Annotated in this window: 21 protein-coding genes and 3 tRNA genes; 7 read left to right on the forward strand and 17 right to left on the reverse strand. The window is 44.6% G+C overall.

What is annotated here, in order from left to right; all coding sequences use genetic code 11:
• Positions 1–81 precede the first annotated feature (81 nt).
• The 12 genes from rlmB to tsaE all read right to left on the reverse strand — a co-directional run bounded on the left by rlmB (position 82) and on the right by tsaE (position 14,234).
• Positions 82–819, reverse strand: a complete 738-nt coding sequence (rlmB, locus tag AAC155_RS07665; protein ID WP_113041693.1) for a 23S rRNA (guanosine(2251)-2'-O)-methyltransferase RlmB — start codon at positions 817–819, stop codon at positions 82–84.
• A gap of 127 nt (positions 820–946) precedes the next feature.
• Positions 947–3,388 carry a ribonuclease R gene (rnr, locus tag AAC155_RS07670; protein WP_113041694.1) on the reverse strand — a complete coding sequence of 814 codons (2,442 nt, stop codon included), beginning with the start codon at positions 3,386–3,388 and terminating at the stop codon, positions 947–949.
• A gap of 44 nt (positions 3,389–3,432) precedes the next feature.
• Complete coding sequence (gene nsrR, locus AAC155_RS07675) at positions 3,433–3,858, reverse strand: nitric oxide-sensing transcriptional repressor NsrR (protein WP_113041661.1); 426 nt, start codon at positions 3,856–3,858, stop codon at positions 3,433–3,435.
• A 190-nt stretch (positions 3,859–4,048) separates the two neighbouring features.
• On the reverse strand, positions 4,049–5,347 hold the full coding sequence (locus AAC155_RS07680) for an adenylosuccinate synthase (RefSeq protein ID WP_113041662.1): 1,299 nt from the start codon (positions 5,345–5,347) through the stop codon (positions 4,049–4,051).
• 147 nt (positions 5,348–5,494) lie between these two features.
• Positions 5,495–6,505 carry a protease modulator HflC gene (gene hflC, locus AAC155_RS07685; RefSeq protein ID WP_113041663.1) on the reverse strand — a complete coding sequence of 337 codons (1,011 nt, stop codon included), beginning with the start codon at positions 6,503–6,505 and terminating at the stop codon, positions 5,495–5,497.
• Between the two features lie 5 nt (positions 6,506–6,510).
• On the reverse strand, positions 6,511–7,731 hold the full coding sequence (gene hflK / locus AAC155_RS07690) for an FtsH protease activity modulator HflK (protein WP_113041664.1): 1,221 nt from the start codon (positions 7,729–7,731) through the stop codon (positions 6,511–6,513).
• Between the two features lie 105 nt (positions 7,732–7,836).
• The gene (gene hflX, locus AAC155_RS07695) at positions 7,837–9,117 is read right to left on the reverse strand and encodes a ribosome rescue GTPase HflX (RefSeq protein WP_113041665.1); all 1,281 of its coding nucleotides are present in this window, start codon (positions 9,115–9,117) and stop codon (positions 7,837–7,839) included.
• 96 nt (positions 9,118–9,213) lie between these two features.
• Positions 9,214–9,522: an RNA chaperone Hfq gene (gene hfq / locus AAC155_RS07700; RefSeq protein WP_011148654.1), complete on the reverse strand. Its 309-nt coding sequence runs from the start codon at positions 9,520–9,522 to the stop codon at positions 9,214–9,216.
• Positions 9,523–9,632: 110 nt separating this feature from the next.
• On the reverse strand, positions 9,633–10,574 hold the full coding sequence (gene miaA, locus AAC155_RS07705) for a tRNA (adenosine(37)-N6)-dimethylallyltransferase MiaA (RefSeq protein ID WP_113041666.1): 942 nt from the start codon (positions 10,572–10,574) through the stop codon (positions 9,633–9,635).
• Positions 10,567–12,462: a DNA mismatch repair endonuclease MutL gene (gene mutL / locus AAC155_RS07710; RefSeq protein WP_113041667.1), complete on the reverse strand. Its 1,896-nt coding sequence runs from the start codon at positions 12,460–12,462 to the stop codon at positions 10,567–10,569. The genes miaA and mutL overlap by 8 nt, the downstream gene beginning before the upstream one ends.
• 9 nt (positions 12,463–12,471) lie before the next feature.
• Positions 12,472–13,755 (reverse strand): N-acetylmuramoyl-L-alanine amidase, encoded by a 1,284-nt coding sequence (locus AAC155_RS07715; RefSeq protein ID WP_113041668.1) that lies wholly within the window; start codon positions 13,753–13,755, stop codon positions 12,472–12,474.
• 14 nt (positions 13,756–13,769) lie between these two features.
• On the reverse strand, positions 13,770–14,234 hold the full coding sequence (tsaE, locus tag AAC155_RS07720) for a tRNA (adenosine(37)-N6)-threonylcarbamoyltransferase complex ATPase subunit type 1 TsaE (protein WP_113041669.1): 465 nt from the start codon (positions 14,232–14,234) through the stop codon (positions 13,770–13,772).
• 171 nt (positions 14,235–14,405) lie between these two features.
• On the opposite strand from tsaE, the gene queG reads away from it, so the two are divergent.
• Positions 14,406–15,563, forward strand: a complete 1,158-nt coding sequence (gene queG, locus AAC155_RS07725; RefSeq protein WP_113041695.1) for a tRNA epoxyqueuosine(34) reductase QueG — start codon at positions 14,406–14,408, stop codon at positions 15,561–15,563.
• Between the two features lie 907 nt (positions 15,564–16,470).
• Here the strand turns inward: queG and AAC155_RS07730 are convergent.
• Positions 16,471–17,394 carry a LysR family transcriptional regulator gene (locus AAC155_RS07730; protein WP_113041670.1) on the reverse strand — a complete coding sequence of 308 codons (924 nt, stop codon included), beginning with the start codon at positions 17,392–17,394 and terminating at the stop codon, positions 16,471–16,473.
• A 147-nt stretch (positions 17,395–17,541) separates the two neighbouring features.
• On the opposite strand from AAC155_RS07730, the gene AAC155_RS07735 reads away from it, so the two are divergent.
• The 4 genes from AAC155_RS07735 (at position 17,542) to AAC155_RS07750 (ending at position 20,676) form a co-directional block, all read left to right on the forward strand.
• Positions 17,542–18,732 carry a tetratricopeptide repeat protein gene (locus AAC155_RS07735; RefSeq protein WP_113041671.1) on the forward strand — a complete coding sequence of 397 codons (1,191 nt, stop codon included), beginning with the start codon at positions 17,542–17,544 and terminating at the stop codon, positions 18,730–18,732.
• A gap of 18 nt (positions 18,733–18,750) precedes the next feature.
• Positions 18,751–19,740: a DMT family transporter gene (locus AAC155_RS07740; RefSeq protein WP_113041672.1), complete on the forward strand. Its 990-nt coding sequence runs from the start codon at positions 18,751–18,753 to the stop codon at positions 19,738–19,740.
• A gap of 334 nt (positions 19,741–20,074) precedes the next feature.
• Entirely contained in the window at positions 20,075–20,350 is a 276-nt protein-coding gene (locus AAC155_RS07745; RefSeq protein WP_049585369.1) for a type II toxin-antitoxin system Phd/YefM family antitoxin, read from the forward strand.
• Positions 20,350–20,676 (forward strand): type II toxin-antitoxin system RelE/ParE family toxin, encoded by a 327-nt coding sequence (locus tag AAC155_RS07750; RefSeq protein WP_113041673.1) that lies wholly within the window; start codon positions 20,350–20,352, stop codon positions 20,674–20,676. Before AAC155_RS07745 ends, AAC155_RS07750 begins: the two co-directional genes overlap by 1 nt.
• A gap of 177 nt (positions 20,677–20,853) precedes the next feature.
• On the opposite strand, the gene AAC155_RS07755 is transcribed toward AAC155_RS07750, so the two are convergent.
• The 4 genes from AAC155_RS07755 to orn form a co-directional block, all read right to left on the reverse strand.
• Positions 20,854–20,929: transfer RNA gene (locus AAC155_RS07755), tRNA-Gly, on the reverse strand.
• A 65-nt stretch (positions 20,930–20,994) separates the two neighbouring features.
• A tRNA-Gly gene (locus tag AAC155_RS07760) sits at positions 20,995–21,070 on the reverse strand.
• A gap of 55 nt (positions 21,071–21,125) precedes the next feature.
• Positions 21,126–21,201: transfer RNA gene (locus AAC155_RS07765), tRNA-Gly, on the reverse strand.
• Between the two features lie 199 nt (positions 21,202–21,400).
• Positions 21,401–21,946, reverse strand: a complete 546-nt coding sequence (orn, locus tag AAC155_RS07770; RefSeq protein WP_113041674.1) for an oligoribonuclease — start codon at positions 21,944–21,946, stop codon at positions 21,401–21,403.
• Positions 21,947–22,040: 94 nt separating this feature from the next.
• On the opposite strand from orn, the gene rsgA reads away from it, so the two are divergent.
• Together rsgA and asd are read left to right on the forward strand one after the other, a co-directional pair.
• Entirely contained in the window at positions 22,041–23,096 is a 1,056-nt protein-coding gene (gene rsgA, locus AAC155_RS07775; RefSeq protein WP_113041675.1) for a small ribosomal subunit biogenesis GTPase RsgA, read from the forward strand.
• A 74-nt stretch (positions 23,097–23,170) separates the two neighbouring features.
• Complete coding sequence (asd, locus tag AAC155_RS07780; protein WP_113041676.1) at positions 23,171–24,064, forward strand: archaetidylserine decarboxylase; 894 nt, start codon at positions 23,171–23,173, stop codon at positions 24,062–24,064.
• Positions 24,065–24,089 lie beyond the last annotated feature (25 nt).

Below are 24,089 nucleotides of genomic sequence, written 5' to 3' on the forward strand. Positions count from 1 at the left end.
CGTAACTATACCTACCCTACATGAAAAACTCAAGGAATGAACAATGCAAAAACACTTTTGTTCATATGTGGAATAGATGAGTTATAACGAACCGCGCTGACGCACCGCCTCAAACAGGCAAACTCCCGTGGCAACAGACACATTCAACGACGAGACAGAACCCACCATTGGGATACTAATCAATTCATCACAGTGTTCACGAGTCAGACGACGCATACCTTCCCCTTCCGCTCCCATCACCAGAGCCATAGGACCAGTTAGTTTACTCTGATACAGCGTATGGTCAGCTTCTCCTGCTGTACCCACCACCCAGATATTGTACTCTTGCAATAAACGCAAGGTACGAGCAAGGTTGGTGACACGAATAAGTGGTACGCTTTCCGCAGCACCACATGCCACTTTCTTCGCCGTGGCATTAAGCTGAGCAGAACGATCACGTGGAATAATAACAGCATGTACACCTGCTGCATCAGCACTACGCAAACAAGCTCCCAGATTATGGGGATCTGTCACACCATCAAGCACCAACAAGAAAGGGATTTCTGCTTGTGCCAGTAAATCTGGTAGGTCGTTTTCTTGATACTGACGCCCTGGCTTCACTTTGGCAATAATCCCCTGATGCACCGCACCTTCCGTTTGATTATCCAGCCACTGACGATTTGCCAGTTGGATAGTCATCCCGATACTTTCCAGCGCATGAATCAATGGTGTCAGGCGGCGATCTTCACGCCCTTTCAGGGTATAAACTTCGATAAAACGCTGAGGATCGCGCTCCAATAAAGCTTTAACGGCATGAATACCGTAGATAATTTCACTCATAATCTTCTTATTTTCATTGTCATACATATACAACACTGACGAATACTGTGAGCCTATTCGATAGGCTTCACGTACTCAGGGGGAGATTAAAATATTCAGGCTATCCTGCAACAGGATAGCCCTTTGATTATTTATCTGCGCTTTTCTTAGCCCGTTTGGCTTTGAATTTAGCGACAATTTTCTGAGTTTTGGTAGAAAACGTCTTACCCTTTTTCTTATCCCCTTTAGGCTTATCCGCAGATCGTTCTTTACGAACAGCACCATCAGGCTCAAAATGAGCTTCTTTGCGATGACCACGCCCATTTTTCTTACTGCTTTCGCGGCCAAGTTCTACTTTTCTCTCTCTATCGCGCGCTGTTTTACCTACATTCCGGGCTTTGCGGGTGGTAGAAAGCAGCTTAAAGTCAATTTTACGTTCATCCATATGAACCGCTTCCACACGAATTTCAACTTCATCCCCTAACCGGAAAGTTTTACCCGAGTATTCACCAACTAAACGCTGACCGATATTATCGAAATGATAATAATCATTACTCAATGTGGAAACATGCACCAGGCCGTCAATAAACAGCTCATTCAAACGAACAAAGAAACCAAAACCTGTCACACTCGTGATGATCCCAGTAAAAGTATTGCCCACCTGATCCTGCATAAAATCACACTTAAGCCAATCGGCGACGTCTCTCGTCGCTTCATCTGCGCGGCGCTCTGTCATGGAACAATGTTGGCCCAGTTGCAACATCTGTTCCATATCACTGTGCCATCCCCCACTCGGTGTTCCACATTGCTCAACAATGCTTTCCTGTTTCGCTAGCAGATATTTAATCGCCCGATGCAACACCAGATCCGGGTAACGGCGGATAGGGGAGGTAAAATGCGCATAAGAATTTAATGACAGACCGAAGTGACCCCGGTTTTCTGGATCATAAATTGCCTGTTTCATTGAACGCAGTAATAGGGTTTGCAGTAGCTCATGATCCGGGCGTTCAGCCACTTGATGCATCAGTTGCGCATAATCCTTTGGTGTTGGTTGCATGCCACCGGGCAGCGTCAATCCCAATTCGCCAAAAACCGTGCGCAGGTTAACAATGCTCTCTTCTTTTGGCCGATCATGAATACGGTAAAGCACCGGCTCCCCATTTTTTTCCACGAAGCGCGCCGCAGCAATATTCGCCAGAATCATGCACTCTTCAATCAACTTATGAGCATCATTGCGAACAATCGGTTCAATTCGCTCGATACGACGTTCAGCATTAAAGATAAACTTCGCCTCTTCTGACTCAAACGAGATTGCACCACGTTGCTCACGGGCATTTTCTAATGCCTGGTACAATTCATGTAAATGCTCAATATGCTGAACCAGTGGCTTGTAGTGCTCACGCAGCTCTTCATCACCCTGCAACATACGCCATACTTTGGTATATGTCAGACGGGCGTGAGAATTCATGACGGCTTCGTAAAATTTATAGGATGATAATCGCCCCTGCGCTGAAATCGTCATCTCACACACCATACAAAGGCGATCAACCTGCGGGTTCAGAGAACAGAGTCCATTAGAAAGCACCTCCGGCAACATGGGGACAACCTGAGATGGGAAGTAAACCGAGTTACTCCGGCTACGTGCTTCGGTATCTAACGCCGTTTGTGGGCGCACATAGTAACTGACATCAGCAATGGCAACCCATAAACGCCAACCACCGCTTTGCTTTCTTTCACAATAAACGGCATCATCAAAATCACGGGCATCTTCACCATCGATTGTCACCAACGGCAGAGTACGCAGATCAACACGGCCTTTTTTCGCAGATTCTGGTACCTGCTCATCCAAGGAAGCAACCTGGTTTTCCACCTGTGGCGGCCAACTGTGGGGAATTTCATGAGTACGTAGGGCAATTTCCACTGCCATGTTCGTTCCCATCTTTTCACCCAACACTTCAACAATCTTACCGATAGCTTTTGTGCGGCGCGCCGGGCGGGTAATTAACTCGACTACCACCACATTCCCCATGCGAGCACCACCGCTTTCATCTTTCGGGATCAAGATATCGAAGCTTAAACGGCTATCATCCGGCACAACAAATCCCATACCAGAATCAAGAAAATAGCGGCCAACAATCTGACTGGTCTTAGGCACCAATACACGAACGATACGCGCTTCATTACGCCCTTTGCGATTCAGGGACAATGGTTGTGCCAGCACAACATCGCCATGAATAGCCATTTTTAACTGCTCGGCAGAGAGATAAAAATCGTCTTTGTGACCTTCTACCCGTAGGAAACCATAACCATCTCTATGCCCAATAACAGTACCTTTCAGTAAATCCAATCTTTCCGGCAAGGCATAACATTGGCGACGAGTGAAAACCAATTGACCATCACGTTCCATAGCCCGTAAACGACGACGTAACGCTTCAATATCCTCATCGTTAATCAGATTCAGCTCTTGTGCCAGTTCCTGGCGACTTACCGGTACAGTATGTTTAGCAATAATGTCTAAGATGTACTCACGGCTTGGAATGGGTGATTCGTATTTTTCTGCTTCGCGCCCCAAAAAAGGATCTTGTGACATAGCTGTTCCTCCGCTGTCATCAGCAGGCTGTTTGCGCCATTTCTTCATTCGGTCAGAAGCAGCTTGTAAAGGGGGATATTATCTTCAATCATATCAGCTAAAGTATGCTTATCCAGTTCTTCTAAAAACTTTTCTATTGCCTGATTTAATACGACCTTCAGACGACACGCAGAAGTGATATGGCAAGATTCCTGACTACAGTCAACCAATGATAATGGCTCAAGAGCACGAACGACATCGCCAATTCTGATATCCTTCGCGGGTTTACCTAAACGGATACCGCCGTTTTTACCACGAACAGCATCTACTAATCCTAAATGACTCAATTGGTTAATGATTTTTACCATGTGGTTACGAGAAACGCCATAAATATCAGTAACTTCAGAAATACTGGTCATCCGGCTTTGCGGTAAAGAAGCCATATAAATTAGCGCACGCAAGCCATAATCTGTAAAACTCGTTAACTGCACATCAACCTCTGGATAATAAGATATAAACTAATATATCCGAGAACAAACTGAAAAAATAAGTATTTGTTCAACTCATATACCATGAATCTACCAAAATCATGTTGATCTCCTCATCGTTAAACAAAAAAGGCCACAATAAATAGCAAAAAACCGGGCTGAAAAGCCCGGCTTCACCTGATTATAGGTACCATCAGACATCAAACGGATCACGCAGAATGATAGTTTCTGAACGATCCGGGCCTGTAGAAATAATATCAACCGGAACACCGGTCAGCTCTTCTACACGTTTGATATAGTTCAGTGCCGCCTGAGGCAATCTTCTATGCTCTTTCACACCGAAAGTGCTTTCATTCCAACCAGGCATGGTCTCATAAATAGGCTCGATACCTTCCCAGTCATCCGCTGCCAGAGGTGTCGTTTCAATTACACTGCCATTAGGCATACGGTAACCAGTGCAGATTTTTACTTCTTTCAAGCCATCCAGCACGTCCAGTTTGGTCATACAGAAACCTGACAGTGAGTTGATCTGTACTGCACGACGGATGGCAATGATATCCAACCAACCAGTACGGCGGCTACGCCCAGTAGTCGCGCCAAACTCTTGGCCTTTTTCGCGCAAGTAACTGCCAGTTTCATCAAACAGCTCAGTTGGGAATGGACCAGCACCGACACGAGTAGAGTATGCTTTGATGATCCCCAAAACATAATCAACATAGCACGGACCTAAACCGGAACCTGTTGCAACGCCACCCGCGGTAGTGTTGGAAGAGGTCACATATGGGTAAGTACCGTGGTCAATATCCAACAATGTGCCCTGCGCACCTTCGAACATAACCAATTCATCTTTCTGAGTTGCTTTATACAACAAATCAGAAACGTCGACGACCATATCCGTCAAAATATCGGCAACAGCCATGATTTCATCTAGGGTTTTCTGGTAATCAACCGCTGGTTCTTTGTAGTAGTTAACCAGTTGGAAATTGTGATATTCGATAATTTCTTTCAGCTTAACTGCGAATGCTTCCTTATCAAACAAATCACCAACACGCAGACCACGACGAGCAACTTTATCTTCATACGCAGGGCCAATACCACGACCGGTTGTACCAATTGCTTTTGCACCACGCGCTTTCTCGCGGGCATTATCTAATGCAACATGGTATGGAAGAATAAGTGGACAGGCTTCTGAAATGAGCAGGCGCTCGCGAACAGGAATACCACGGGACTCTAATGCGTTCATCTCTTTCATCAGCGCATCAGGCGCTAATACGACGCCATTTGCAATAATACTGATAACATTTTCACGCAAGATCCCTGATGGGATTAAGTGGAGAACGGTTTTTTCACCGTTGATAACCAGTGTATGACCAGCATTATGGCCCCCTTGATAACGAACAACATACTTAGCTCGTTCAGTCAGCAAGTCGACGATCTTGCCCTTGCCCTCGTCACCCCATTGGGTGCCCAATACGACAACGTTCTTACCCATTTCAAAATTCACTCGGTTGCTTAAAAATGGATTCTAACATCTCATCCCACACCTTTCAGTAATTTTTATCACATCCGTTATTTTTGTTAGCCACCAGACATAACAAGGCCCGCCTGATGCGGGCCTTACTGAGTGATTCAAAACTCATTAGTGCTGAACTGCACGCTTTTCAGGTGCTTTCATATAGCGGAAGAAATCAGCTTCTGGGCTTAATACCAGAACATCTTTCCCGTCTTCACTAAAGCTTTTCTCGTAAGCACGTAAACTACGGATAAAGGCATAGAAATCTGGCGCTTGACTGAATGCATCCGCAAACAGTTTAGCGGTTTCCGCATCACCAGCACCACGCAATGTAAGCGCTTCACGCTCCGCTTTTGCACGGATTTCAATAACTTGCTTATCTGCTGCTGCACGCAGCTTTTCTGCTTCTTCCAAACCTTGTGAACGATGACGACGAGCTACCGCTTCACGCTCAGCGCGCATACGCTGGTAAATCGCTTCTGAAACTTCCAGTGGTAAATTGATTTGTTTGATACGCACATCAACAACTTCAATACCCAATGCCGCCATACTGTTCGGATTGATAGCAAGCTGTTTATCTGCCGTTTCTCGCTCTACACGAGCCGCCGCCGATGCAATAGCATCATCCGCTTCAGTTATACTCGCTGTTTCTTTATCCGTTGTACCTTTGTTCAGCGCATCACGAACATCGGTGGTCAATTGACCACGGGAATCCGTTACGATACCACGAACATCCTTACGGCCAATCTCAGAACGCAGGCGGTCACTGAATTTACGCTTTAACAATACTTCTGCTTGAGAAATATCACCATTGCCGGTCGCCAGATAATAACGGCTGAAATCGTTAATCCGCCATTTCAGGTAAGAATCAACTATCAGGTCCTTATTTTCACTGGTCAAGAAACGGTCGGCTTGAATATCCATAGTCTGGATACGAGCATCCAGTGTTTTCACCGTTTCAACAAAAGGTATTTTGAAATGTAACCCCGGCTCATAAACAATCGGTTTATTTCCTGCATCGCGCAGAACCTTACCAAAACGCAGTACAATACCACGCTGTCCTTCCTGCACGATAAATAGAGAGGCATAGAGTGCAACTAATACCGCGACAATAACAACGACTAATGATTTACGCATGATTATTATCTCCCTACCCTGATAATGTCATTACGCAGATTATCTGTTCGGTTATAATTCGCTCCCCGGCCTGAATTTGAAGGCACAGTTGGACGGGTACCCCGCAGGTCAGAAGCTACCGTATTATCTGATTGCACTGTTCCCTCTTTTTTAACACCAGAAACATCACCACGTAACATTTGTTCTAATGGCAATACCAGCAAATTGTTATTGTGATCATTAACAATAATTTTGCGAGTACGGCTCAATACTTTCTCCATCGTTTCAATGTACAGACGTTCACGGGTAATCTCAGGTGCCTCTTTATACCTAGGCAACATTTTGGCAAAGCCCGCCACTTCCCCCTGTGCTTCCAATACTACACGAGACTTATAAGCTTTCGCCTCTTCAATGATACGTTGCGCATCACCTTTCGCACGTGGCAAGACTTCGTTCGAATAAGCCTCCGCTTCACGAATAGACTGCTGTTCATTCTCACGTGCAGCAATAACATCGTCAAAAGCAGCCTTGACTTCTTCTGGCGGACGAGCAGCCTGGAAGTTAACATCCAACAAAGTTATTCCCATGCGGTACGGAAGAATCGTCCTTTCCAACTCACGCTGAGTATCATCACGGACAATCATACGGTTTGCCGTCAAGATTTTATCCATCGTATATTTACCAACAACACCACGTACCGCGCTATCTGTCGCCTGACGCAGGCTGTTATCAGGACTTGTCACACTATAGAGATAAGCGGCAGGATCAGTCACACGATACTGCACGTTCATCTCCACGCGAACAACGCTTTCATCTGATGTCAGCATCACGCCAGAGGTTGCCAATTCACGAACAGATTCCACGTTAACTGGAACAACTTCATCAATGAATGTGGGTTTCCAGTTCAGACCTGGCTGCACAATATGGCTAAGTTTACCCAAACGGGTAACAACACCACGTTCTGTCTCCTTAATCGTATAAAAACCGCTAGCGGCCCAGATCACGACGACAACAGCAACGACAAGGCTAACAATACGCCCGCCAAATTTTGCCCCTTGGTCAGAACCATTACCGCCCTTGTTCCCACCAAAACCCCCGAGTTTACTGCTCAGCTTACGGAACAGATCGTCGAGATCAGATGCCCCACGGTTTCGACTACTTTTGTTCCCGCCGGAATTGCCGCTTTTATTGCTGCTTCCCCACGGGTCGCGGTCTTGTCCGTTGTTCCCGGGCTGATTCCACGCCATGTTTTAGCTCCATTCTTTTATGATTGGTTTTTCAGGCCAAGAGCCTCTTATAAACAAGCCGACTCTCAATCACATAAGTTTTCTGATATTCACCTGACAGGCACATCAGACAACATAATCAAACAAATCCTGTTCTTGTTTGCATAGACGGCGCCAGTCAACAATCGGCATTCTCACTTCGATACCAACTTTACCGTCCTCTTCTATCCACTCTTTCTCTATTGCTTGCAGTTGATAGAAGCGGCTGCGTAAACGACCTGCTTCCGGAGGCAAACGCAATTCGTAGTGTGCAATTTCACCCGAAAGACGCTCCGTTAACGCTTGTAACAATAACGGGATACCTTTACCGGTTTGCGCAGACAGCCAAACTCTAACCGGTAAGTTATCTTCGTTGCGATCAATACGCGGCGTGAAGCTGTCCAGCATATCAATCTTATTCATCACCAACAGTACCGGAATTTCATGCGCTTCAATTTCTTCCAGTACGCTGTCGACAGCGGCAATATTTTCGTCGATGCGGCTATCCGCAGCATCAATAATATGCAGCAACAATGTGGCTTGCCGGGTTTCCTGCAATGTTGCTTTAAATGCCGCCACCAGATCATGAGGCAAATGACGGATAAAGCCAACCGTATCAGCCAATACCACCGTACCAACATCATTAACTTCAATCCGTCGCAACGTTGGATCCAGCGTAGCAAACAATTGATCAGCCGCATAAACCTCAGCAGCCGTCATACGGTTAAACAAACTCGATTTACCGGCGTTGGTATATCCCACCAGTGAAACCGTCGGTATATCCGCTTTATTTCGCGCTTGACGCCCCTGTTCACGCTGTTTCTCAACCCGGCTCAGACGACTCAGGATCTGACGGATTTTATCCCGCAATAAACGCCGGTCCGTCTCAAGCTGCGTTTCCCCCGGCCCTCTCAAACCAATCCCACCTTTCTGACGTTCAAGGTGAGTCCATCCCCGGACAAGACGGGTAGAAAGATGACGTAGCTGCGCCAACTCTACCTGTAACTTCCCTTCGTGAGTCCGCGCCCGTTGGGCAAAAATATCCAGAATCACGCCGGTGCGGTCGATAACTCGACACTGACAGAGCCGCTCAAGATTGCGTTCCTGTGCAGGACTGAGTGCATGATTAAACAACACAACATCAGCACCACTAGCCTGTACCGCCTCAGCAATCTCTTCCGCCTTACCTTCTCCAACAAAATATTTCGGATGAGGGGCTTTCCTGCTCCCCGTGACAATTTGCACAGGAACTACACCAGCAGAAGTTACCAGTGATTCAAACTCACTGAGATTATCTGTGTCTTTATCCTGCGAGAAAAAAACATGCACCACAACGGCTTGTTCGCCGCCTTCATAACGTTCAAACAAAGGTGCGACCTCTCAGGCTGAGTAAAAAACTACGGGAAAAAACATAGGTAAAACCCCCTCCCTATGTTTTTCTTCATTCTATTACTGCTCTCAAACTTATTCAGTGCCATCACTTTCCTGTTGTGCTGCCGGAGCAGAAACGCCACCAGAATGATAATTACCTACGCTCGCCCCTACACTCGTATTGCTACTGTGATGAGAAACTGGGCGGGAAGGTACAACAGTAGAGATGGCATGTTTATAAACCATCTGGCTAACCGTATTTTTCAGTAAAATGACAAACTGGTCAAAAGATTCAATCTGACCCTGCAATTTGATGCCGTTGACCAAATAAATAGAAACCGGGACCCTTTCACGCCGCAATGCGTTCAGGAACGGATCTTGCAAAGATTGCCCCTTAGCCATTCTATATTTTCCTTATTTTGTTGTTTTTAACTAAGAACCTAAAGGTTCGAAAAAATGAACTACTCAAAAATTGCGCTTTGGTACTCATCAATTGTACACAATCAATAAACCTATGCACTAACAACCTGCATAACTGTGCTTAAAGCTTGCTCTGGTTGAGAACTATCCAACCAATGAACCGACTTCCAACCTCTGAGCCAAGTTACCTGACGCTTTGCCAACTGGCGCGTCGCACAAATACCGCGATAAATCATTTCATCGTAGTCAATTTCGCCGGAAAGATAAGACCACATCTGACGATAACCGACACAACGAATAGAAGGTAAATCCACATGCAAATCACGACGAGCATAAAGTGCTTTAACTTCCTCTTCAAACCCTGATTCAAGCATTTGATGAAAACGCGCTTCAATGCGTTGATGAAGGAGCTCACGTTTTGCCGGTGCAATAGCAAATTGATGAACACGATAAGGCAGCGATTCTCCTGACAATTTAGTCAGTTCAGTGAGAGTTTTACCTGAAATAAGAAAAACTTCCAGTGCCCGAGAAAGTCTCTGTGGATCATTAGGATGAATTCTTAACGCCGCCACAGGATCAATCTTCTGTAGTTGCTGATGCAATGCATCCCATCCTTGCTCTGCCGCCTGTTGTTCTATTTGTGCCCGAATAACCGGATTAGCCGAAGGTAAAGGCGACAAACCTTCAAGTAACGCCTTGAAATAGAGCATCGTTCCTCCCACCAGCAGAGGAATACGGCCAGAAGCAGTAATTTCTGCCATCTCCTTCAATGCATCGTGACAAAAATCAGCAGCAGAATAAGGTTGAGAAGGGTCCAGAATATTGATTAAACGATGAGGTGCCAACGCTTGCTCTTCGGTTGTTGGTTTGGCGGTACCAATATCCATTCCACGATAAATTAGCGCAGAATCAACGCTGATCAGCTCCACAGGAAGATGCTGGCGTAAAGCAACAGATAAAGCCGTTTTGCCTGAGGCCGTCGGACCCATAACAAAAATTGCCATTGGTAGATGTTGAGTTTTCTGATCACTCATGAGTAAGAGATGCCACCACTGCTTGTAAATCAATTAATTGTAATAACCCATCTGGTGGAGATTTTACCAGTTGTGGGCAAAGACGCTCAACATCAGCTAATAACTGCACCGCCTGAGCAACGTTCCACGTTCCATACTCACTGCCGATATGACGAGCAAGCCAAGTTACAACCTGTTCAGCCGATGCTGATGGCTGTTGTGCCAAATAACCTAGCAACTCAGGAATTAATTTAGGCAGATTTTGTTGCCGTAATGGTAACGATACCGCACATAGTATCGCTTTTCCATGAGATACAGATGCTTCAATACCAAAAGAGCCCAATAAGTCACTATAACGATTTAAAGCATCAGCTTCCTCTTTACTAAGAGATAGTTTCAGCGGTATCAACAATGGCTGTGATTTCAGCCCTTGCTCTGTTGGTGTTAACTGTGCTTGTCTTAACCAGCGTTCAGCTACCGGCAAAGATAACAACCCAATTCCCAATGGAGATTCAATCAGAGCATAACATGGTGAATATATGCTCAACACCTTACCAAAACTATGATTGCTATTTTTAACCTGAACAAGAGCAGAAGTGACCTTTTCTGCCATAACCGGAGCGGTTCTAGCTGGAAACAGCTCTCTTTTTTCTTCAGGTTCAGACTGCATCAGTTTCTGATATACCTCACCCTGACGTTTCTGATAATGATCTCCATGATATTGGCGATTTTCACCACCGCGAGAGCCCCCCATATTCCCTTTACTTGACAAAACCTCTTTTGGTGATGATGTTGCCACAGATGTCGCATTGTTTTGCCGGGAAAAATGATTTCCCCCTGCTGATGGCCGGTTTTCCGGCTCCCAGGCTGGCGCAGGTTCACAGCAAGCCATATCCAGCTCGGCACCGCTTCCGCGCTGTTTCAATACGGCTGTTACACCCTGATAGATAAAATCATGTACCAAACGGGCTTGATGGAAGCGAACTTCATGCTTCGCAGGATGCACATTCACATCCACTTGATGTGGATCAACCTCCAAATATAAAACATAAGCAGGCTGTTGTTCTCCCCGGAGCAAATCTTGATAAGCCTGACGGATAGCATGATTAATTAAGCGATCACGCATCATACGCCCGTTTACATAACAATATTGAATATCACTACTCGCCTCAGTATTCATCGGGTCAACAACCCATCCTTTAATCGATAAATCGTCGTGCTGCCAGGAAAGAGAAAGTGCCCGTTGCATAAAAGCGGTACCACAAATGGAGGCCAACCGCCGCTCATACTGCGATTCATCTTTTGCCGGCCGGTATTGGCGCACCAATTTACCGTTATGATGCAAATTGATTAATACATCCAAACGCGCCAACGCAATGCGTCTAACGACTTCATCAATATGACCAAATTCCGTTTTTTCTGTTCGCAGAAACTTGCGCCGCGCAGGAGTGTTATAAAAGAGATCCAATACTTCAACAGTACTGCCTACTGGATGTGCTGCCGGCTTTACAGTCACTGCCATATCCCGCCCTTCCGCGTAAGCTTGCCAGGCTTCATGCTGTTCTTCAGTACGGGAAGTTAATGTCAGACGCGAAACTGAGCTGATACTAGCCAGCGCCTCTCCACGGAATCCCATACTGATAATGGCTTCCAAATCATCAAGGGTAGCAATCTTACTGGTAGCATGACGAGCCAACGCTAGCGCAAGATCCTGATGGTTGATGCCACAGCCATTATCACGGACACGAATAAGTTTTACTCCACCGCGCTCAATTTCAATATCAATACGGCTAGCGCCAGCATCAAGGCTATTCTCCACCAACTCTTTTACTACTGATGCAGGGCGTTCTACGACTTCGCCAGCCGCAATTTGGTTTGCTAATTGAGGAGGTAAGATCTTGATCGCCATATTTAACCTTTACTTCTTGGCTGTTTCAGGTACAGCCTGTAATGGATTTGCTAGAAAATAGTTGCGCAACCCCCGATGGATAGCACTTGCTAGCTTATCCTGAAAATCATTGGAACCAAGTAATGCTTCTTCAGCCGAGTTACTGATAAATCCTGTTTCCACCAAAATTGAAGGAATATCTGGTGAACGTAACACACCTAAGCTAGCATGTTCTGGCGAACGTTTATGTAATAAACCGACCTTGCGCAATTCACTCAAAACCTGTACTGCAACATTATAGCCCACCCGTTGGGAGTGGCCGAATTGCAAATCCAGCACCGCCTGGCTTAGATAAGGATCAGCACCATTTGCCAAGGCATTACCTGCACCACCCAGTAACTCAGACTGTTTCTCATGCTGTTCAAGCCAATTACCCAATTCACTGTTTGCACGCTTGTTTGACAGCACCCAGACAGAAGCGCCACGTGCACTGCGATTAGGAGCGGCATCCGCATGAATAGAAATCAGCATATTTGCGCTATGTTTACGTGCAACCTCAGAACGACCAGCAACAGAAATAAAATAGTCTCCATTACGGGTCAAAACGGGTTTGAACATAGGATCATTGCGTAACAATGCTTCAAGTTTGCGCGCTACACTGATAGTCACATTTTTCTCTTTCAATCCACGTTGCCCAATCGCACCGGGGTCTTGACCACCATGTCCTGCATCAATAGCGACAACTACCCGCTGACCGCCCTTAGAAGTTGCTTGCAAAGCCGCCTGTTTTGTCGTCTGCAATTTGCTGTTAGTAAGTGATAGCTTACCTGTAGCAGCTTGGGAACTCTCTCTAAAAACAGACTTGCCAGTAGATACCCCGGAGGCCCGAAGGGTAAAAATCACCCGATATTCACTATTCGATTGCTGCATTATAGAGTTGACTTTAACTTTATTATTTAGTTCAAATACAATGCGTTTTTTTTGTCGATCAGGTGCCTGGCTGGAACGGATTTTCCTCACTAAATCCTGCCCCGGTAGATTCATAGGTAAACCAACAATTTTTTCTGTTTGATGGATATCTACCACTAAACGCTCTGGCGAATGCAATGGAAAAAAACTGTAATTAGGGCGACCACCGGAAAAAACCATCGTCACTTTAGATTCATTTATGCTGTTACTGACGTGAATATTGGATAAAGTCGCCGCGGTTGCGGTTGTTACCACTAAACTGCTCATCATAATAAACAACCAGCACATTATCATAAAACTGATCTGCCATTTCTTTATCATTTTTGCGACTAAAGGACACATCATGGTCGGGTGATCCCTTATAAGTATTTCAAATTATCTAACAGGCTCTCACCATATTTAGACAAAGCAATAAAATGTGCCTGTCTCCCTTCGGACTGGTAACTCAAATGTAATTCAATATCTGCATCCGGTAATACGCCTTCTCCTTGCTGAGGCCATTCCACCAGACAAATGGCATCTTGATGGAAATAATCACGTATTCCCATAAATTCCAACTCTTCCGGATCTGCCAATCGGTAAAGATCGAAATGGTAAACCGACCTCGGTGTTAAAGCATAAGGCTCAACCAAAGTATAAGTTGGGCTTTTTACATGCCCTTTATGACCCAGAGACTGCAAAAAACCACGGCTAAACGTAGTTTTACCGGCACCCAAATCACCATATAAATAAATTACACCACCACTATTACAGGCAGCAGCAACTGCGCTTCCAAGAGAAACTGTCGCATCTTCATCTTTAAGTGATAAAATAAGTTCTTTCATCGAATAATATCTGTTGTTTTATTAATTCATCAGCTAAAACGATAACCCTAACACACTTCTATTATCAACATTTAACATCTTCTGCTCAGTTTCATTATCAAACCCACTATTTTTGGGCTGAAACAAATTATGCTACACTGCAACACCTTGCAGTATAAGCCGATTTCCACCATGACAACGCCTCTCGATCTTAACCTTCTGGTCTCCAACATCAAACAATGGGGTCACTCCCTTGGTTTCCAGCAAGTTGGCATTTGCGATACTGATTTATCCGTGGAAGAACCAAAACTTCAGGAATGGCTGGATAAACAGTACCACGGGGAGATGGCATGGATGAAACGCCACGGCATGATGCGTGCTCGCCCGGATGAACTTTTCCCAGGGACATTGAGAGTTATTAGTGTAAGAATGAATTACCTCCCTGCTAAAGCTTCTTTTGCCAGCACGCTAAACGACGCCGAACTCGGTTATATTAGCCGTTATGCCCTGGGAAGAGATTATCACAAACTGCTGCGCCAACGTCTTAAGAAACTCGGGGAGCAAATTCAAAATTATTGCCATGACTTTGAATATCAAGGAGTCCTTAATTTTCGGCCTTTTGTTGATTCAGCACCCATAATGGAACGCCCACTCGCCGCTAAGGCCGGATTAGGCTGGGTCGGTAAACACTCACTTATTCTTAATAGAGAAGCTGGTTCATGGTTTTTCCTCGGTGAGTTGCTGATTAACCTTCCTCTGCCTATAGATCCTCCACAAGAAGAGCAATGTGGACGCTGTGTCGCCTGCATGACAACCTGCCCAACCGGTGCAATTATCGCCCCTTATACTATTGATGCCCGCCGTTGTATTTCCTACCTCACAATTGAATTGGAAGGCATTATTCCTGAAGAATTTCGTCCACTGATGGGAAACCGTATTTACGGTTGTGATGATTGTCAGATTATTTGTCCTTGGAACCGCTTTTCCCAATTGACAGATGAAGATGATTTCAGCCCTCGTGTGACATTACATACACCAAAGTTATTGGATTTATTCAATTGGAGTGAAGAGAAGTTCCTACGGATAACGGAAGGTTCTGCAATTCGTCGCATCGGCTATTTACGCTGGTTACGCAATATTATTGTTGCTTTAGGAAACGCACCCTATCAATACGATATCATTCTGGCTCTGCAACAGAGACTAGGATTAAACACAATGCTAGACGAACATATTCATTGGGCTATTGAACAGCAAATCATTCGCCGCAAAACGAATATTGTTAGTGTACAAACACCACAACAGAAACGACTTATTAGGGCGATAACCAAGGGCTTGCCCAGAGATGCTTAATTATTAGCCATCTTTGTAACGTATAAAAAGATTCAGATAATTTTTCTGTGAATAAAATAAAAACCCCTTGTTGATCAATGCTCAAAAAAAGCGCAAGTGATCAATGTGATATTTCTTAACAAAGGATCATTCCGAAAAATTATCAATAAGTTACAAAATAAATATTCATTTTGTAACATTCAAAGTCAGAAAAATTCAAATGCAACAGCCTGTGGATAAGTCTGTGTGATAATTTTAAAGCATCGAACTTATTTGCCGGGAAACCAACTTCTGGGCTGTGGATAAAAAATAGAAATCTGTACTGCGAGGATATAACCTAAAAATCAAATCAAAGTAAGTGAATACAACCATTGAGGAAGAAACTTAGAGCGGGAAGTAAATCCTTCGAATATCATCTAATTCATTGATTCAAAAGAGATTTCACCCATACCTCATTGACGAAAGGAGTGCATTATGTACTACCTCAAAAAGTTTGGCAAGCAGAAGTTGAAAAAATATTTTGCAATTATAAGGATAATACTTTCTTCACCCCTATATACCCGTCATCTTTCAAGTTGCCTCTTTGTTGGCTGCACTCACTCACCCCGGTCACATCGTTATCTATGCTCCCGGGGATTCGCTCCCTTGCCGTCGCGATCCATCTTGAAATCCATTGGGTATATATAGCAATGGTGCGACAACTCAGACTTTCAGCGTTTGTTATACCCCACGATATTCATCCACCCCATCGCAATGCCTGGATGTCTTCGGTGCCCTAAATAGCACCACAAATGCCTTTAGCGACCATGATGCCAAAGGTTCCTTTAGAATTAGCGGGATTCTCAACGGAGGTACTTACCCCGTTTACCCGTCCCATTACAATATGATCAAAGTTGATTATCAGTATTAAGCAATCCGACCTGAAGCCTCATGGCCTCAGGTCAACAAGCTCCCTGGAAGCAAGGGAGACAGCCGAATTCACCATGCGAAATTTTTTAGTCGCCAATGCGATAAATGCTTTAGTGGCCGGTGACGATTGACGTTCATCAAACACAGCCAACCCGACATGTCGTTTCACCTTTGGATTCAGCGCCTTCTTGATATAGTGAACATCACGAGCCGGCGGCAGAGATGACTCGGCAACAATCGACACCGCATCCCCACGTTCAACCGTAGCCAAAGTACTTAACAATTGAGACGTCCGATAGCGAATATTAGGTTGCAATCTTGCCGATAAAAAAAGCCTGGAAACCAGTTCAGCCGATCCGGCTTCTGTCAATACGAATGGTCCAACACACAGATCTTTCAACATCACCGTATCCTGCAATACCAAAGGATGATCTACCGGCAACAAAGCCACCATCTGGTCTTCAAGAATCGGATAAGTGTCGAATTGGTCTTCCGGCAGAGTCACAAATCCCACATCCACGCGCCTATCCATAAGCCATTGCACAACCTGCCTGTCTGGTCCCTCATCAATATGGACCTCAATGCCGGGGTAAAGCCTGCGATAATCGGCCAGTACCGTTGGCAACAGCCACAAGGATGAAGTCGGGCCAAACGATCCGATTCGCAGCGTACCTCGTTTCATCCCTCGTGCATCCGCTGCTTCTTGCCGCATAGTTTCAGCCAGACCAAGAATGGCCTGGGCTTTTTGTAGCAAACTTTCTCCTATATCTGTCAGTTCGACAGCGCCTTGATGCCGATGCAGTAGCTCTACGCCAAGCTCCTGTTCAAGGAGTCTGATGGCATGGGAAACCCCAGACTGAGAGATCTTGAGCTGGGCCGCAGCTAAGGTAAAGCCCTTCCGTTCAGCAACAACAGCAAAAATTTCGAGCTGGGTTAAAGTCATTATCTCCCCCTTGAGTAATCACTCATTTCCGCATGATCATACATCTGAATAAGTATATGCAATGCGGATATAAAACAATAGGCGAAGCATGCTCGCCGAGCGCTCAACCGAGTTTCCAAACCATAATTAATTAAAAAAGGGGATTTTATGAGTTACCAATGGCCTTCAGATGGCTCATCTTCCATATGGCCGGAGATAAACAGCATGTTCTTATCCCTCCGTGGATTTTCAGACGAATTTATTCCCATGAATGACACTCAGCGAACCTACAAAAAACTCCTGATGGGATTTGATGCCATCACCTCTTGCGAGATGAAAGAACTTTATAAATTCAAAATCACATTAACTCAAATGAACGAACACGACCTCTCTCTCCCTGAGCTTTGTCTTATCCATAAGGCATTCAGCGCATGGGTAAAATTTGATTACGAAAACGCGAGATCGCTTCTGACCCAACATATTCGAGCATACCCATCGGATATTATCGCGCTCTTCTTCATTCACATGCTTGATTTCTGCACTGGCAAAACAACCAACCTAAGGTCTCTTCTGCTTTATTGTGACGAACACATTCCTGGCACTCACTACCTCTATCCATATTATCTTTCCATAAAATCATTCGTCCTTTGTGAAGCTCAATGTTTTGATGATGCCTTAGCAGTTGGTTTTAAGTCTGTTAAACTAATGCCGGACAATATCTATGGCATTCATGCTGTCGCACATGCCTTGCATGAGCTAGGCCGCTGGAAAGAACTTTGCCACTTCCTGACCAATTGCAAAGAACATTGGATAACCAACGCCGGAATGGGAATGCATGTATACTGGCATCTCGCCATCGCGTATGAACGATCCGATGAGATCACGCTGGCATTGCAAGCTTTTGATGAATTATATGCGCTAAAAGACAATCCATTTGCTAAACAAGATTTGGACGCCGTAGAATTCTTGTGGCAGCTTAGGCTCAAATCTGCCGACGCTAAGTTCCAACCAATATGGGAGCGTCTTGCCGTCCTTTGGACAGGCAGCATCAGCTCATCCACCTCTTACTTCCACAAGATACATGCAGCACTTGCTTTTTCTGCAATAAATCAGTCTTTTCTTATCGAGAAGCTAATCGCGGAAAGCGATGGATTTGGCATCGAACCAGACACACATTCCACAGGGATAGACGTCCTTAAAGCGATCTTACTATTCACATCGAGACACTACGAAGAGTGTTTAAGCAAACTCCGTCTCAGCTATGAGAAATGGCCATTATTGGGAGGTAGCCGTGCTCAACGTGAAATATTAGAACAGACGATGGAATACGCCGCCTTGAAAGCCTCTTCCACCCTATAAATCGCGATATTGACAAACATGAAAAGCAACCACGCATCAACGCAGTCGGTCAACAACTACTCAACCTATATCAAGCTGTCTCTTGTGGCTATCATCTGGGGCGGAACATTTGTTGCAGGTCGATACATTTCTGTCGAGACACCTCCCTTGCTATCAGCAAGCCTCAGATTCATTCTTGCGGGCATGACGTTAATTATCTTCCTCATTTTATCAGGAAAGATGTTCGTCAAGATTAGCCTATCTCAGTTATTGAAAATCATTGGACTTGGCCTCTGCGGAATATACACCTACAACCTGTTCTTCTTTTATGGTCTACATCATACAACCGCATCCAGAGCTTCACTTATCGTGGCGCTGAATCCAGCAGTAATGGCGATTTTTTCATATCTCTTTTATAAAGAAAGGCAATCACCATTGAAAATACTGGGAATTATTCTTTGTCTGCTTGGTGCAATGATCGTGATTTTCAGCAAAACACCACAACTGACGGTGGGAGCAGAGGGTAACTGGTTGGGTGATACGTTGATCTTTGGCTGTGTTTTAAGCTGGGTTGCTTATAGCGTCTTCTGCAAGAATATTGTGAACCAAATCGGCCCGCTACATACCGTTACATACTCCATCCTGGCAGGCGCTATCATGCTGACAGCAACGGCCATTTTCACAGGGCAAATGAGTTTATCTGCAATACATACATTACCTATAACTGATCTCTACAGCTTACTTTATCTCGGTGCAGTAGGCTCAGCGGTAGCCTACATCTGGTATTACGACGGAATCCAAAGAATTGGTTCCACTCGCTCTGGCGTATTTATTGCGCTTAACCCTTTGACTGCGGTATTGCTCGGCGCAGTACTATTAGATGAGAGATTAACATTCCCAATGTTCATCGGCGGTGCTCTCGTCATCGGAGGCATCCTGATTTGCAATAGGAGATCAATCGGTAAAAAACTTATTCCACCGGAACCTAAATCTGGGATCAACCATAAAGCAAAGAATTACAGGAGATAAGCCAGAAATTTCCCCCTATCGACGCTTTGGTACAAACAAAAGCGTCGATCTTACTGAGACCTGATGGCAAACCTGATTTTTGAACTTAAAAACCATGAATGTAAGAAATTTCAATGGATATTTGCATATCAAAAATGGGAGCGGAGAAATGCAACTCACAAACCATCTCTAACAAGCAAAAAAATAATAATTTTTCCTACATTACCTCATGCCAATAGACTTGCTTGTTCTACTTTTACAAAATCGGCATTTGCTTAATTTGCTCAGTCATTTTACAATCAATTTATTGACTTTTTATAGTCTATATTTAGTCTTTTTTGATGTGAGGGATTCTATGCGTTATTCAGAACAAATTAAGCCTATCAGCTACCTTAAAGCCAATGCAGCTACGGTGATGACGACACTCTCTGAGTCCCGCTCACCGATGATTATTACACAAAATGGCGAAGCAAAAGCGGTGATCCAGGATATTGCTTCTTATGAACAGATTCAGGAAACTATGGCGTTGTTAAAGATTTTGGCTTTAGGACAACAGCAGGTTAAAGCGGGAGAAATCACTCCGGTAAAGGATGTGGTTCAACGTTTAAAGAATAAAAGAAAGTTTTCCTAATGCCATATCAGGTGGTACTGACTAAAGATGCCGAGGCGGATTTAGAGGATATCTACGATTACATTGTCGAAAATGACAGTTCAGGGAAAGCCGATTATGTATTGGATCAGTTGCTGAAAACAGCAAACAACTTGGCTAACTTTCCTGAAAAAGGCAATTATCCCAAGGAGTTGCAGGAGCTAGGGATCCGCGATTTTCGCCAAACATTTTTTAAATCTTATCGGGTCATTTATCAGCTCATTGGTCAACAGGTGGTGATTTTTGTAATTGCCGATGGTCGGAGGGATATGCAAACCCTGCTTATGCGCCGGTTGCTGAGTGGTTAGATTTTCCCTGTATGTATTACGTTATCAAACAATGGATATGAAACTCACAAGTTAAATACAAAAAATTTACCAATAACCCAGACGATGTTTACAACATCATGCAACATGTTTATCACGTGAAAATAAGACTGGCAAAGGAGAAGGATATTTAGGTTATCGACATGATAAAGGAAGACTTGGAGCGGGAAACGAGACTCGAACTCGCGACCCCGACCTTGGCAAGGTCGTGCTCTACCAACTGAGCTATTCCCGCATTACTGACTGGTGATCACCTGAAATAATATACTAATCCCAGGAAATCAATTGCGAATCTAAACTTGGAGCGGGAAACGAGACTCGAACTCGCGACCCCAACCTTGGCAAGGTTGTGCTCTACCAACTGAGCTATTCCCGCGTCATTGATTGGCTAACGATAGCCAGAAATAACATACTGATTCTAAACCAAAATTTGGAGCGGGAAACGAGACTCGAACTCGCGACCCCGACCTTGGCAAGGTCGTGCTCTACCAACTGAGCTATTCCCGCATATCTTTTAGTACGCTATCTATACCTTATGAAATTCTTCATCGGTATGGGGAGCGCATTATACGAAAAATCATTGCGCCCGCAAGCCCTTCAACGCAAAAAAACAAACTTTTCGGCAAAATGACGATTTAAACATCAACATAGATTAATTAATCGTCATACTGAGCTTGCGTTATCAAGCCAGTTAAAACTTTCTGGCTTACAGTTGAATAAAATGTTCCCGATAATAGGCTAATTCAGCAACTGATTCACGGATATCATCCAGCGCCTGATGAGTATTCTGTTTCTTAAGCCCAGCAAGGATTTCCGGCTTCCAGCGACGAGCTAATTCTTTAAGTGTACTGACATCCAGATAGCGGTAATGAAAGTAAGCTTCCAATTCTGGCATATAGCGGAACAAGAAACGCCGATCCTGACTCACACTGTTACCACAAATGGGAGAAGCACCTGCCGGAACCCATTTTTCCAAAAATTCAATCGTCGCCTTCTCTGCCTCACGATCATCAATTTTACTGGCTTTAACACGTTCAACCAACCCACTGCCCGTATGGGTGCGCACATTCCATTCATCCATCAGAGCAAGTTGTTCATCAGACTGATGAACCGCAATGACCGGCCCTTCAGCCAAGATATTCAAATTTGCATCGGTGACAATTGTCGCAATTTCAATAATGCGATCCCGCTCTGGATCTAAACCCGTCATTTCTAAATCTATCCAGATAAGATTGTGCTCACTTTTTGACATGTTATATCCTAGATTGGAGAGAGAGTTATTATTAATGGTGTATCATAGCGCTTTTAAGCAATAACAGCGATAAATGTGGAACAAGTGAGGTTCGGTGGCTAAGCATAAACTATCCAAAGGCCAGCAACGGCGGGTACAGGAAAATCATCAGCGCAGGCTGAAAAAACAGGACAATAAACCTGAAATGGATGATAGTCAGTTAGGTGAACCTCAGGAAGGGCTAGTTATCAGCCGTTTCGGCCAACATGCTGATGTCGAGGCAGAAGACGGTTCTATACAACGTTGTAATATTCGCAGAACTATCCGTTCATTGGTAACGGGTGATCGGGTGGTATGGCGTCCTTCGCTGCAAACCCAAGTAGATGTTAAAGTGAATGGTATTGTTGAAGCCGTTCACGAACGGACTTCCGTACTTACGCGGCCTGACTATTATGATGGTATTAAACCTATCGCCGCCAATATTGATCAAATAGTGATTGTGTCAGCCATTCTTCCTGAACTGTCACTCAATATTATCGATCGCTACCTTGTTGCCTGTGAAACATTGGGCATTGAACCGTTGATTGTATTGAATAAAATTGATCTTTTGGACGAAGAAAGCCGTGCATGGGTCAGCGAAATCATGTCCACATACCACAACATTGGTTACAGAGTATTGAAACTATCAAGCCATACTGGCGAAGGTATGGAAGAATTAACGAAGATGCTCGCAGGTCGAATCACTATTTTTGCCGGTCAATCTGGTGTGGGTAAATCAAGTTTACTCAATACACTCTTGCCGGAAAGTGAAGCAGAAATCTTGGTCAATCAGGTTTCAGATGTTTCCGGTTTAGGTCAACACACCACAACGGCATCCCGTCTTTATCATTTTCCTCATGGCGGTGATGTCATTGATTCTCCTGGTGTTCGAGAGTTTGGCCTGTGGCATTTAACACCGGAGCAGATAACTCAGGGTTTTATTGAGTTCCGTGATTATCTGGGCAGTTGTAAATTCCGTGATTGTAAACATCGGGACGATCCAGCATGTGCGTTACGCAAGGCAGTGGAAGACAATGAAATAACTCAAGAACGTTTTGAGAATTATCACCGTATTCTCGATAGCATGGATCAAATTAAGCCACGCAAGACTTTTACAGATAACGATAGCTAACTGACATCAAATGAAAGGACGGGTACAATAACCCCCTTTTATCTAATTTTGCCAATAGAATCCAAGAGGTTGACGTGCTGGATAACATTAAAATCAGGTTGCACTATTTACTGCCTAAACAGGGAATAACTCATCTAGCAGGTTGGTTTGCCAACAAAAAAGCTGGCTGGTTAACTCAACTGGCAATCAAGGCGTTTGCCCGTGTTTATAAAGTGGATATGAATGAAGCGAAAGCGCCTGAGTTTTCAGCATACACCACATTCAATGAGTTTTTTATCCGCCCATTAAAAGATGATATTCGCCCAGTTGTCAGCAATGAACACCAATTAGCGCTACCTGCTGATGGTACTATCAGTCAGTTAGGCAATATCCGAACATACCAGCTCCTTCAAGCCAAAGGACATCACTACACACTTGAAGCTCTACTCGCCGGCAATCACCAATTGGCAGAGATATTCCGTGATGGGCAGTTTGTAACGACTTACTTATCACCTAAAGATTATCACCGTGTACATATGCCTTGCGATGGATTACTGAAAGAGATGATCTATGTCCCAGGAGATTTATTCTCTGTCAATCCATTGACTGCTGCCAACGTGCCAAATCTGTTCGCTCGTAATGAAAGAGTCATCTGTCTGTTTGAGACTCAATTTGGGCCCATGATACAGATTCTAGTTGGTGCAACTATCGTCGGCAGTATTGAAATGACTTGGTGTGGTACGGTTACACCACCACGGGAAGGTATTATCAAACGCTGGACTTACCCCGAAGCTGGTGCAACTGACGCAATTTCTTTAAAGAAAGGTGAAGAAATGGGGCGTTTCAAATTGGGTTCTACCGTCATTAACCTGTTTGCACAAAATCAGATACAGTTAGCCGGGCATTTAAGCAGTGGCTCAACAACCCGCATGGGTGAACTGTTAGCCCAAGCTATCATGCCTGACGAACCTACTGACAACATAAGCTAATCCCTTGCCAAGGAGAGCCCTTTAT

The organism is Photorhabdus sp. HUG-39 (assembly GCF_963878365.1).
GTDB classification, from domain to species: Bacteria; Pseudomonadota; Gammaproteobacteria; order Enterobacterales; family Enterobacteriaceae; genus Photorhabdus; species Photorhabdus kayaii.

Excerpts from the sequence above, each read along its gene's own strand:
- rlmB (WP_113041693.1), bottom strand. The coding sequence starts at position 819 with ATGAGTGAAATTATCTACGGTATTCATGCCGTTAAAGCTTTATTGGAG.
- rnr (WP_113041694.1), bottom strand. The coding sequence starts at position 3,388 with ATGTCACAAGATCCTTTTTTGGGGCGCGAAGCAGAAAAATACGAATCA.
- AAC155_RS07680 (WP_113041662.1), bottom strand. The coding sequence starts at position 5,347 with ATGGGTAAGAACGTTGTCGTATTGGGCACCCAATGGGGTGACGAGGGC.
- hflC (WP_113041663.1), bottom strand. The coding sequence starts at position 6,505 with ATGCGTAAATCATTAGTCGTTGTTATTGTCGCGGTATTAGTTGCACTC.
- hflK (WP_113041664.1), bottom strand. The coding sequence starts at position 7,731 with ATGGCGTGGAATCAGCCCGGGAACAACGGACAAGACCGCGACCCGTGG.
- hfq (WP_011148654.1), bottom strand. The coding sequence starts at position 9,522 with ATGGCTAAGGGGCAATCTTTGCAAGATCCGTTCCTGAACGCATTGCGG.
- miaA (WP_113041666.1), bottom strand. The coding sequence starts at position 10,574 with ATGAGTGATCAGAAAACTCAACATCTACCAATGGCAATTTTTGTTATG.
- mutL (WP_113041667.1), bottom strand. The coding sequence starts at position 12,462 with ATGGCGATCAAGATCTTACCTCCTCAATTAGCAAACCAAATTGCGGCT.
- AAC155_RS07715 (WP_113041668.1), bottom strand. The coding sequence starts at position 13,755 with ATGATGTGTCCTTTAGTCGCAAAAATGATAAAGAAATGGCAGATCAGT.
- tsaE (WP_113041669.1), bottom strand. The coding sequence starts at position 14,234 with ATGAAAGAACTTATTTTATCACTTAAAGATGAAGATGCGACAGTTTCT.
- queG (WP_113041695.1), top strand. The coding sequence starts at position 14,406 with ATGACAACGCCTCTCGATCTTAACCTTCTGGTCTCCAACATCAAACAA.
- AAC155_RS07730 (WP_113041670.1), bottom strand. The coding sequence starts at position 17,394 with ATGACTTTAACCCAGCTCGAAATTTTTGCTGTTGTTGCTGAACGGAAG.
- AAC155_RS07735 (WP_113041671.1), top strand. The coding sequence starts at position 17,542 with ATGAGTTACCAATGGCCTTCAGATGGCTCATCTTCCATATGGCCGGAG.
- AAC155_RS07740 (WP_113041672.1), top strand. The coding sequence starts at position 18,751 with ATGAAAAGCAACCACGCATCAACGCAGTCGGTCAACAACTACTCAACC.
- AAC155_RS07745 (WP_049585369.1), top strand. The coding sequence starts at position 20,075 with ATGCGTTATTCAGAACAAATTAAGCCTATCAGCTACCTTAAAGCCAAT.
- AAC155_RS07750 (WP_113041673.1), top strand. The coding sequence starts at position 20,350 with ATGCCATATCAGGTGGTACTGACTAAAGATGCCGAGGCGGATTTAGAG.
- orn (WP_113041674.1), bottom strand. The coding sequence starts at position 21,946 with ATGTCAAAAAGTGAGCACAATCTTATCTGGATAGATTTAGAAATGACG.